Genomic DNA, 11,036 nt, shown 5'->3' with positions numbered 1-11,036 from the left:
GCTACTTGTTTCAAGTGCAACTTGAACCGATAATGAGACCAAGTTAGCATTTGCCTTGCTGTTTTGCTATTTAGCTTTCGCTTAGATTTGACAACCATCTGTGAAGTCTCAAAGGTTGGCAAGAAGATAACCTTGTATTGACTCGTGATATAGTTGGCTACTTGCTTGTGGCACTCCGAGACTAAGTTGTGAATCCTCACCCTGATTCGATTGGCTGCCTGATTCATTCGTCGCTTTTGTTTGCGACAAGCTTTAGACGCTCGACTCAAGAGATTGTCGAGGTGAGAACACAGCCGTTGGATGCGTCCAATGTCTGCCCCGCCAAACTCTTGAAATGATTCGCCGTCGTAGCCTGTCAGGAATGTTCTAACTCCAGGATCTAATGCGATTACTCTGTCCAACTCTTTGGGTTTGACTTCTTCTAATACAGGAATACAGGCAAACCATCGTTTTCTGTCTCTAACTAACTGGGTTGCAAAGTTGGTTTTTTGTAAGGGTTCAGAAGCTCTAAAGTTAAGTCCCTTGACCAGCGTAGGATACCACGTCTTTCCGTTGAAGTTGACTCTGTGGAACTTAATGGATTGAACGGGTTGACGACAGCTTCTAAACGACGCTTCTCCCTTTACAGAATTGGCTTGTTTCCACGCATCCCAAGCATCAAAGATGGCATTTTCTTTGGGGTGAGATGGGGCAGATTTAACCCAGTCCGGCAAATCTAGTCTGATCACATAATCTCTAAGCGAATATGCACTGGTTATCTTTTCTCCTGTTTTCAGTGCAGCTATTGCCTTGTTGTAACAGTAGCGAGACGCAGAAAGCCAAGACTTCCATTTTTGATGTAACTCGGTTTCTGGATACACCCGGATCTTAAGAGTTTTATTGGGTTGTGACTTGGCTTTTTTGTGCCTCGACTTCAGCTTGTAACTCCTGCTTGATTTTGTTTTCAAGTCTTCGGATGGAATCAAGCCGACTGGAAAAACTGTGCAGGATGGCGACAAGATCTTGAACTTGTTCTTGGTGTGGGGAGAGACTGACTTGGTTGAGAACCACGATTTTGCAGTCAAATTGCTCACACAACCATTCGATAAGATCGAAGCCAAATCGCCCAAGTCTGTCTTTGTGGGCAACCACAATAGTTCCGATATTACCTTGCAAAACTCGTCCCAAAAGACAGACGAGTCCTTTCCTCCTAAGATTGAGTCCTCCTCCCACTTCCTTAATAACTTCAGCGCTTGGGTAGAGCATTGATAGTCTTTCAACTTGTTTATCAAGGTCTGATTTTTGAGGTCGGGTAGAGACGCGAGCATAGATAACAGTGGCGCGTCTTCCTCCGTTTTCTGATTTCTCTTTGATGAACTTTTCGATGTCGTATCGCCTTTGTCCTGACGGCGTTTTGATCGTGTTGATTTTACCGTCTGCTTCCCATCGTCTGAGTGTTCGGAGGCAAACTCCCAGAGTGTTAGCTGCTTCATTGGGTTTAACAAATTTAGCCATACCTAATTATCGCAGAGTATGGCATTGTCCAGCATTGTCCAGTCAATTTACAATTAGAGGCATTGCGATCAATTGTTCAACTTGTCCGAGAAATTACTGAGTAATTGCAGCTTAAGGATGTAGCAGTTCACTGGAGAACCTATCAGTAATTCCACTGAAATTTAATTAAGCCATGAGTCAACCCTGAAATAATCAGGGTTTTTTCGTAGATATTATTTTTATTTTTATTCCGTTAAAATACGGAGATTTTGTGTGAAAACTTGTAAAAAATATATCCATATATCCCTCAGTATTTGAACTTTTGGGCTATTTTTTGTACTTTGAGTTTGTCTAAAAGTTCAGTGATATAACCGATGACATAGCCCCAGGCTAACTGCAATAATTTAATTATCAAAGGTAAAAAACAATACCCAAACAAAACCACCCCTTATTTTCAATAAACTTTCAGATCTCAGGACAATCATCAGAACAAAAGTAGAAATAAAAAATCAATTTTGTTTCTTCCGTATCAAGACCTTTAAGGCTAAAAATAAAAATCTAATTTTCTCAATTTCAACCAATAAAATCATCAAAATTATCAGAGATTTACGAACCCCAGGAGGTCATCATTATGTTAGCTGCTCAACCCATTACCCGCTCTAATTCAGTAATCAGTCAAGGCGATGTTGCTTTAAATACCGACGAGATTCGTAATACTTTTAACCTCGATGGGAGTGGAATTAAAATAGGGGTAATCTCCGATAGCTACAACTTCTTACAAGACGGAGTAACCGCAGCAGATGATATTAGAAGTGGCGACCTTCCGGGTATGGGAAATCCTGATGGTTATACAACCCCTGTACAAGTTTTAAAAGAAGGGTCTAAAGGTGAAGACGAAGGCCGAGCGATGCTGCAAATCGTTCACGATATCGCGCCTGCATCTGAACTCATGTTTTATGGGGTGTCCAATGAAGTTGAAATGGCACAGGCTATTAATGCCTTAGTCGCAGCCGGAGCTGATATTATTGTTGATGATATGGGCTTTACCAATCAGCCTTTTTTCCAAGATGGAATTGCAGCACAAGCGGTTAATCGAGTTGTAGAACAAGGTGTTGTTTATTTCTCAGCCGCCGGAAACGATGGTCAACGCTCCTACGAGTCCGAATTCAGCAACTCCGGTAACAGCTTCACCATTGATGGAGTCACTTACGAAGCCCATGATTTCAATGCGGGAGCCGGTGTTGATGTGTTTAACCAGTTTAGTCTGGATGCGGGAGAAAAACTCGGGCCATTAACACTACAATGGGATGAACCCTTCGCCTCTGTCGGTAACGGTAGAGGTGCAACCAGCGATTTAGATATCTTTATCGTCAAAAAAGACTCTCTTAACCTGAGTGCAAATGATGTCGTTGCTTCCAGTACGGATAACAACCTGGGTGCAGACCCCCTCGAAACCATTTCTTTCACCAACAATACCGATAGCAACCAGTTCTATATTTTGATGGGTAAACGGGTAGATTCCACCGAACCGAATCTCATCAAATACATCAACTTTTCCAACGGCGCAGATAACTTCGAGTACGGCCATAATAGTTCTACCGTTTTCGGACATCCCAACGCAGAAGGCGCGATTGCCATTGGGGCGACAAGCTACAACGACACGCCAGAATTTGGCACCAGTATTCCCAAAGCTAAGTCTACCTCTTCTGTCGGTGGAACTCCAATCTTCATCGCAGCAGATGGAACTCCTTTAGACAGTCCTCTGGTTCGCCAAAAACCGAACTTACTGGCTACAGATGGCGTGAATACTACCTTTTTCGGTTCAGACAATTCCTCGGATAGCGATGGGTTCCCCAACTTTAGCGGAACTTCCGCCGCCGCCCCTCACGCTGCTGGAGTTGCTGCTTTGATGCTACAAGCCGCCGGAGGTAAAGATTCTTTAACCCCTGCTGAAGTTCGTAGTATTCTCGAAGAAACAGCCCTGGATGCGGATTTTCCCGGAGTAGATTTCAAAAGCGGTTCTGGTTTAATTCAAGCTTCCGAAGCCGTAGAATTAATTGCGCCTCAGTCTGCGGGAGTCGCGGAAAACGATACTGCCATCACTCGGGTATCTCGCGATGGGAACAATGATTTTCTTGGTACGCTAGAAAATGATATTCTCACAGGCAGCGCCACTTCCGATGTTCTGCTCGGCGCTCAAGGTGATGACCAACTGTTAGGAGAAGCGGGAGATGATGCCCTCTACGGGGGTCAAGGAAATGATATCCTACTCGGACGACAAGGAAACGATCTCTTAAGTGGAAATTTAGGCGATGATGTTCTGATAGGAGGAGAAGGAAATGATCGCTTTGATTTAAGCTTACAAGCAGGTGTCGATGTGATTAAAGACTTTACACCTGGAGAGGATATCATCGGTTTGACGGATGGCTTGACCTTCGTAGATTTAACCCTTGGTTTTGAAAATGGTTCAACGAAAATCGTAGCGCATAACCAAACCCTAGCAATGCTTGATGGGTTGCATTCTCTAACTCAACAAAATTTTGTCTCTATCTAACTGCTCGTGATCATAGGGATATATAATTTCAATCTTGAAAAGGAAATATCTAATCTATTTTTGGGGTGCAGGGAACTGCGCCTTATAGCAGAAGTCAGGAGACAGGAGACAGGAGACAGAATTGAAACCTTTATCATAAAAAGATTTGACAGAAAAACAGTGTCCTAATCTCGGCTTCGACTGCTATAAATATTGTTTTTCAAGGATAGAATTAATTGTTAGACAAAAGTCGTCTTTAACTTATGATGCAGAAATATTTTAAAAAATCCACTGGGAAGTGGTGTGGATATTCTTGGAGTGTTACTTTGTTTCTGGGTTTGTTTTCAAGCGTCGTTACGGCTTTTCCCTTGAAAGCAGCCGAGAGAATTGATTTTGTCTTTTCAACGGCTCGTGTGTCGGTTCCGGTGAGTTCTTTAGAAACATTTGCTCAAACGGGAGAAATTGATCAAAATCTCAGAACTTATTTTAATTTAGCCAGAGCAACACCCGAAGAAAAAGCCGAGTTTCAGGGTGCTTTACTCAGACGAGTTGATGTTAATTCTATCCAGTTATCTCGCGTTTTAGATACAGCTATGGGTGAAGATATTCTTAGTCGTCTTGGGCGGTATATTACCCTTCAAGGTGGAGAACATGAACAATCTGCTTTAAAGACAGCCCTGATTAAATCTGCATCTGAGCCGCAAGGATTAACATTATTGAATTTTCTTGATCATCTACCCGCCAATCTACAGATTAATCTTGATCAAATTCTCCGATTAAGAAATACAGTTCAACAAGTCATTGATGCAACTCGTATTTTGAATCAAGAAGTGGCGCGTTTATCGACTGAAGCCCTAACTTTAAATCCCATTAATTTTTCGTCTTTACCTGATCTGCGTAAACCCGGTATCTATGGTGTCAAGGAACCTCAACGGCTGTTTCTTAATGATACTCAACGCAACCGTAAATTTTATGTTGATCTTTATCAACCCCAAATTTGGCGCTCAGGTAAAACGCCTGTTGTTATTATCTCTCATGGCTTGGCTTCTCGACCGGAAGATTTTGCTAAACGGGCTAGACATTTGGCTTCTTATGGTTATGTGGTTGCGGTTCCTCAACATCCGGGTAGCGATTTCCGCCACGCCTCAGACTTGTTAGCGGGTCGCCGTCAGGAAGTTTTTGAGTTACAAGAATTTATTGATCGTCCTCTAGATATTAGTTATGTTTTGGATGAGTTAGAGCGACTTAATACCAAGGATTTTGAAGGACGACTTCAACTCGATAAAGTTGGAGTTCATGGTCACTCTTTTGGCGGTTATACGGCTTTAGCAGTTGGGGGTGCAACAATAGATTTACAGAATTTGCAGCAAGAATGTCAGAGGGAATTTGGCTTTTTGAATCTCTCTTTATTATTGCAATGTCGCGCTCTTGCTTTACCGAATTTACCGACTCAATTTCGGGATACGAGAGTTCAAGCTGTGATTGGTGCTAATCCGGTGAATCGCAGTATTTTTGGTCAAAAAGGTTTGGCTGCTGTAGAGATTCCTGTTTTATTGGGGTCGGGTCTTTATGATCCAGCAACTCCTGCTATTTTTGAACAGGCTGGTTCTTTTATTTGGTTAAAATCTCCTGAAAAATATTTGGTGATTATTGAAGGACAAGCTCACGTTGATTTTTCACAACTGGATGCGGGAATAACGGATGCGATTAATTCTTTTGAACGGTTAATGCTTCCGACTCCCGAGTTAATTGATAGCTATGCCAATAGTGGAATTGTTGCCTTTTTTGAGGTTTATATTGCTGATAATCCCGATTTTAAAGTTTATCTATCTTCAGCTTATTTTGACTATCTCAGTGGAGAGGAGCCATTTAGAAGCTATTTAATTGATGGTTCTGCGGCTGAATCTTTAGAACAAAAATTGCTCCCTTTAAAACAACAATGGCTCCAACACAGATCCACACAGGAGTGATCCCAGGGCTTAAGCCCACAGGAGCAGGTTTCGGGCAATGGCCTTTTTTTGAACCAGGAGACAGATTTTTTGACATCCTCTCCGCCGTAAACGACGGAGATTCCAAACATCACTGTTTGGGTTTCCTCTTTCGATGAGTTGACTTACTCAACTGGGTTTCCCCACTTAAGCAGAGATCAGTCTCTCGGGAGGCGTTGATTTCCATCTGCCCGACGGTATTTTCAAAACAGATATTAAGCGGAAAAACGGATTAAGCTACGTGTGAGAAGCCTAGATTTATGCGTTTTACAGTCAAGTTAATCCGTTAATCTATTTCTTATCCGTTTCTTGATTTGATAGCTGTTTAAGTGCAGATTTTAGAATGTTTTTGGCGGCGTTTTCATCCCGGTCTGCTACATATCCGCAGTGAGGACATTTATGAGTTCTCGTACTGAGAGTTTTGACAACCTTTTCACCGCAATTTGAGCAGTTTTGAGACGTGTATGCAGGTTCAACGGCAATCACCGTCACCCCATAAATCCTCCCAAAATACTCCAGCCATTCTCTAAATCTGTACCAAGCAGCATCATTAATTGACTTGGCTAAATGATGATTTTTAACTAGATTGCGTATCCGTAGATTTTCTATCGCTACCAAGTCGTTAGACTGTATGACGTGTTGAGCTAATTTACAAACCCAATCATTACGCCTGCGTGAAACCTTAAGATATTTTCTACCTAAACGATTTCTGGCTTTTGAGCGGTTTTGACTTCCCTTTTTTGTTCGAGATAATCGACGTTGCAGCTTTTGAATTCGTCGCTCGTCTTTCCTGAAAAAGCGGGGATTGTCTATTTGATTGCCAAAAGAATCGGTGTAGAAATGGTTAAGACCTACATCTAGCCCAGTTGGTTTTCCTGTGAGTTCTTTATTTTCCTCTCTGGTATGATCGATTAAAAATTGAGCATAATACCCATCGTGCCTTCTGATCACTCTAACCCGTTTAATTTGTTTGAGTTGATAGAAGTGTAAATCTCGACTACCCCAAAGTTTAAATGTCCCCGATTGAAATTTGTCGGAAAATGTTAAATAGCCTCTATCTTCTGAAAGTTTCCAGCCCGATGTCTTGTATTCAACAGATGCTCTGACTTGATATTTTTTAAACTTTGGGAATCCTTTCTTACCTAGTATTTTCTGCTTGCAATTTCGATAGAACCGTTCAATTGATGCCCATGCTCTTTCTGCGTGCGCTTGTCGAGCCATTGAGTTCAGTTTACTAACCCAGGGAAAATCTGAGTGATCTGACAACACTTTGCAGTAGGCATAAGCATCATTACGACTTTTAATCTGACCATCCATCCATGCTCTGATGATGCTGTTCCGAACAAAACAGCCCGTCCGAATGGCTTCATCTAGCCTTCGATATTGGGCTTCTGTTCCTTGCAACTTCATCTCATATACGAGCATAGTTTATCGTCGTCGTTTACGATAAGCTATATTAGCACAAAATAATCCGTCGTGAACGACGGGGCTTTAAACCTGCTTCTCTTGGTAAATTAGTGTAAAATACTCTAAAGCTCTGTAAAGTCCTTGCTGGTCTACAATAGAGGTAAATCCAGAGTTGCTTAAATTTAGGCTTAATCATTCCTATCAAGACAACTTATGTAACATTTCTTAATATTGCCGCTATAATGATTCGTGTGAGTAAGCGAGCAAAGGAATGGTACAAGCTTTGTTTGGAAGCACTCCTTTTCAGACCCAAGGTGGCGATCGCGTCGTCAGCAAAGTTGTTGGTGCGGCGATCGCAGCCCTATTCAAACGTTCTGAAAAAATTGAAGCCAACGTCCGGGCTGAACCCGTAGCCAAGTTGTTACAGGGTAGTGTAGATGGCTTTGACTTCATCGGCCAAGGAATGCTGATGTACAACGGGCTTCGTATTGCCGTAATGGAACTCTACCTGCAAGCCGTATCAATTGACTTTGGTGCAATCTTTGCAGGTCAGGTGAAGTTGCGACAACCTACTCAGGCGACGATGCGAGTTGTATTGACCGAGGAAGATTTAACGTCTTCGTTCAATACTCCCTTTATCATCGAAAAATTGCAACGACTGCAATATCAGGGCCAACCGTTGAAGTTTAGCAACACGCAGATGCGAATCACTCCAGACAAAAAGTTTAATCTGCAATCTCAGGTTCGATTGGGTGATTCTGATCAGCCGATTATGGTGGACTTTACAAGCCTTGTCGAGGTTCAAGATCGTCGTCAGATCCGATTTGTCGATGTGTCTTATCAAGGCAATGAAGAGGCGGTAAGTCTAGGTCAGGCATTAATTGATCACGTGAATAACTTGCTAGATTTAGACAAATTTGCTCTGGATGGTACGTCATTGCGGATTGATCGATTCCGAATTCAAAATCAATCTCTAATCTTTTATGGAGCGGCTCAAATTAACCAATTTCCGCAGATGAAAAAACGTTAGAGGTTAACAGAATTGAAAGGTGTCGCTATTACTCGGTTTCCTCGTGGTACTGTAATCTTTGACGGGTTACACGAGGCAATAAACACAATCCTACCGCTATTGCCAAAGCGAGGAATATCGAGAGGCGATTGCTTCCTTCAATTGCCTGTTTTCCGCTAATCCCTAACCAAGTGTAGGTAAACGTTCCTGGAATAATTCCCAAGAATGTTCCTAAAACATAGGGTTTCCATTGAATTACAGTCAGTCCAAATAAAAAATTGGCAAGATTAAAAGGGAAAATGGGAGCTAACCGCACAAATAGCACAAACTTCAAGGGATTTTTCAGGCTAGCTCGATGGAATTTTCTCAATGCACGATGATGGCTAAACGTTTTTTGCGCCCAATTTTGTAACAAGTATCGAGTCACCCCAAATGCTGCAATCGCTCCCATTGTTGCAGCAATCACTGACCAAAACGTTCCCCAAACTAGACCCCAAAATATTCCCCCGGCCATTGTTAACGGAATCGCAGGAATTCCGACGATAGTTAAGAGGATATAGAGCAGAATATATCCCAAAACTGCCCAATTTCCTAATTTTTCTATCGAATTTGTCAACGAAACGGGATCAAGACTCTCAAATTTCCAAGGGCTAAAATAAGCAATCCACAGGAGGCTAGTTAGGCTGAGAGTTAACCAAAACCGTTGACTTTTGATCCGTTTTTTAAATGTGAGGAGGGGCATTGTTTGTTAGCTTTGCTCTTCTGAAATTTTTTCATTCAATGCTTGGCGAGCAATTTTCGTAACGTAAACCGTAACGGCAACTGTTGCCATTAAACCCACTCCATAAAGAATCCATTCTCCTGTAGTTTTCGAGCGTCCTTCTACTCCTAAAGTTGCTAATTCTCCCGCTAAAGAACCGATATAAACATACATCAGGGTTCCGGGAATCATGCCTATCCAAGAAGCAATTACATAGTCACGTAGGGAAACTTTTGTTAACCCAAAAGAATAATTGAGTAAGTTAAAAGGGAAAATCGGGGAGAGTCGAGTTAACCCCACGATTTTCCAACCTTCTCGGGCGACTGCTTCATCAATGGCTTTAAATTTATCATTTTTGGCGATTTTTTCAGCAACCCAACCGCGTGCTAAATATCGACCCACTAAAAAGGCACAAGTTGCACCGACGACTGAACCAATAGAGACACAAATTGAACCTGTAATTACCCCAAAAATTGCACCTGCTCCCAAAGTTAAAATCGAACCAGGAAGAAATAATACAGTTGCCAGAATATAGACGAAAATCAGTGCAACTGGCCCCCAATACCCGAGATTAGCAATCCAGTCTAGAGTCTGTTTGAGATAATCTTGGATTAATGAGAAAGAATCAGAGAGATTGAAGAAGTTTTCCGCCAAAATAATCAAGATTGTCACTCCAATACCTAACCCTATTAATTTTAAAGGTTTGGAGATTTTTTGGGGTCTTTTTAGAGGGTTTTCTGAATCATTCATCTGAGAAGTTTTAACTCCATAATATTAAACTAAAGCACCGCCACAGCTTGAACCACATCCTGCGGTACACCCATAACAAAAGGGTGCGGTTTTGATCTCTCGAATCACATCTAAGCTGTCAAACTCTAGTAGTTTTTTGACGGTTAGGAGTTCATCGGTTGAGGTACGAGCCGGAATATTTTCCATTTGATTGAAGTCACAATCATAAATATTTCCCTGGTAGTCAATAGAAAGTTGATTTCGGCACATTAAATGTTCAACGGTATTTGAGTTGTAATGTTCTTCTAAAAAAGCTAGATAAGGTTGATGAATATTTTGATGTTTGAGATATTCTTTCGTGCGGCCAATCGGTAAATTAGTAATGGTAAAGAGTTGATTAAAATCGAGATCAAAGTGTTGTTTGAGATAGCGTTTATAAGCTGCTTCGAGTTGATGCTGTTCTGGAGGTAAAGAAAAAGATTGGGTTTGAGGCAAGGCGGGATTATACACTAAATCTAGCACCAGATTTTGTTGTCTACCATACCCGAGCTGATTCAAGCATTGAATGGCGGCAATTGAATCTTGGTAAACTCCCTTCCCTCTCATTTTGTCTACGTTATCTTCCAAATAGCAGGGCAAAGATGCTATAATCCTGAGCTGATACTGAGCGCAATACTCGGGAAGATCTTGAAATCCATCAACAAAATAAATTGTTAGATTAGAGCGAACAATGACTTCTTTTTCCTGAGATCGTGCGGCTTCCACTAAAGGTTTAAAGCCGTAATTCATCTCAGGCGCTCCCCCAGTCAAATCAACGGTTTGAATCTGAGGAAAACGATGAATCAGTTCGATCAATTGATCGCAGATTTCTGGAGAGAGTTCTTCTGTTCGTTTGGGGCTAGCTTCGACATGACAGTGACGACAAGCAAGATTGCATCGCTTACCCAAGTTAATTTGTAAAACCGAAATCGGTTGTTTGAGGAGGGGAGAACCTAATTTATGATGAAATGGTGTAGAAGTTGTTTGTAGCATAATTTAATCCGGTTTGGAGTAACACATTATGAATGATGGTAGCAGTAGACTTGGATAAACTTCAATCTAAACACTCTAATATTGAGTGCTTTTGAGCTGTGGATC

9 protein-coding genes are annotated in these 11,036 nt (G+C 41.7%); 3 read left to right on the top strand and 6 right to left on the bottom strand.

Translation table 11 applies throughout. The annotated features are described in order from the left end of the window. The coding region (locus WN50_RS02910) for a transposase (RefSeq protein WP_160315338.1) at nt 1-860 on the bottom strand (860 nt) is incomplete at its 3' end. A 16-nt stretch (nt 861-876) separates the two neighbouring features. Next, nucleotides 877-1,494 (bottom strand): IS607 family transposase, encoded by a 618-nt coding sequence (locus WN50_RS02905; RefSeq protein WP_049557804.1) that lies wholly within the window; start codon nt 1,492-1,494, stop codon nt 877-879. A gap of 610 nt (nt 1,495-2,104) precedes the next feature. Between WN50_RS02905 and WN50_RS02900 the strand changes: the two genes are divergently transcribed. Both WN50_RS02900 and WN50_RS02895 read left to right on the top strand, forming a co-directional pair. Next, nucleotides 2,105-4,027, top strand: coding sequence for a S8 family serine peptidase (locus WN50_RS02900; protein WP_049557802.1), 1,923 nt, complete (start codon nt 2,105-2,107; stop codon nt 4,025-4,027). Between the two features lie 242 nt (nt 4,028-4,269). Then, entirely contained in the window at nt 4,270-5,976 is a 1,707-nt protein-coding gene (locus tag WN50_RS02895; protein WP_235440813.1) for an alpha/beta hydrolase, read from the top strand. A 309-nt stretch (nt 5,977-6,285) separates the two neighbouring features. On the opposite strand, the gene WN50_RS02890 is transcribed toward WN50_RS02895, so the two are convergent. Beyond that, nucleotides 6,286-7,419: an RNA-guided endonuclease InsQ/TnpB family protein gene (locus WN50_RS02890; RefSeq protein ID WP_046281917.1), complete on the bottom strand. Its 1,134-nt coding sequence runs from the start codon at nt 7,417-7,419 to the stop codon at nt 6,286-6,288. Between the two features lie 253 nt (nt 7,420-7,672). Here WN50_RS02890 and WN50_RS02885 point away from each other — a divergent pair, with 253 nt between their 5' ends. Further along, on the top strand, nt 7,673-8,431 hold the full coding sequence (locus tag WN50_RS02885) for an LmeA family phospholipid-binding protein (RefSeq protein ID WP_046281918.1): 759 nt from the start codon (nt 7,673-7,675) through the stop codon (nt 8,429-8,431). A 28-nt stretch (nt 8,432-8,459) separates the two neighbouring features. Here WN50_RS02885 and WN50_RS02880 read toward each other — a convergent pair whose 3' ends face one another. The 3 genes from WN50_RS02880 to arsS are packed head-to-tail and all read right to left on the bottom strand — an operon-like array spanning nt 8,460 to nt 10,931. Continuing rightward, the gene (locus tag WN50_RS02880; RefSeq protein WP_046281919.1) at nt 8,460-9,152 is read right to left on the bottom strand and encodes a TVP38/TMEM64 family protein; all 693 of its coding nucleotides are present in this window, start codon (nt 9,150-9,152) and stop codon (nt 8,460-8,462) included. Nucleotides 9,153-9,158: 6 nt separating this feature from the next. Then, a complete protein-coding gene (locus tag WN50_RS02875) occupies nt 9,159-9,920 on the bottom strand; it encodes a TVP38/TMEM64 family protein (RefSeq protein WP_046281920.1) in 762 nt (253 codons plus the stop codon). A gap of 24 nt (nt 9,921-9,944) precedes the next feature. Beyond that, nucleotides 9,945-10,931, bottom strand: coding sequence for an arsenosugar biosynthesis radical SAM (seleno)protein ArsS (gene arsS, locus WN50_RS02870; protein ID WP_046281921.1), 987 nt, complete (start codon nt 10,929-10,931; stop codon nt 9,945-9,947). Nucleotides 10,932-11,036 lie beyond the last annotated feature (105 nt).

The sequence above is a fragment of the Limnoraphis robusta CS-951 genome, from assembly GCF_000972705.2.
Note: the sequence above shows the minus strand (reverse complement) of the source record. Positions and strands in the feature narration are given on the sequence as shown.

What these genes read in the sequence shown, in the direction of transcription:
- WN50_RS02905 (WP_049557804.1), bottom strand. Translation starts at nt 1,494, where the DNA reads ATGGCTAAATTTGTTAAACCCAATGAAGCAGCTAACACTCTGGGAGTT.
- WN50_RS02900 (WP_049557802.1), top strand. Translation starts at nt 2,105, where the DNA reads ATGTTAGCTGCTCAACCCATTACCCGCTCTAATTCAGTAATCAGTCAA.
- WN50_RS02895 (WP_235440813.1), top strand. Translation starts at nt 4,270, where the DNA reads ATGATGCAGAAATATTTTAAAAAATCCACTGGGAAGTGGTGTGGATAT.
- WN50_RS02890 (WP_046281917.1), bottom strand. Translation starts at nt 7,419, where the DNA reads ATGCTCGTATATGAGATGAAGTTGCAAGGAACAGAAGCCCAATATCGA.
- WN50_RS02885 (WP_046281918.1), top strand. Translation starts at nt 7,673, where the DNA reads ATGGTACAAGCTTTGTTTGGAAGCACTCCTTTTCAGACCCAAGGTGGC.
- WN50_RS02880 (WP_046281919.1), bottom strand. Translation starts at nt 9,152, where the DNA reads ATGCCCCTCCTCACATTTAAAAAACGGATCAAAAGTCAACGGTTTTGG.
- WN50_RS02875 (WP_046281920.1), bottom strand. Translation starts at nt 9,920, where the DNA reads ATGAATGATTCAGAAAACCCTCTAAAAAGACCCCAAAAAATCTCCAAA.
- arsS (WP_046281921.1), bottom strand. Translation starts at nt 10,931, where the DNA reads ATGCTACAAACAACTTCTACACCATTTCATCATAAATTAGGTTCTCCC.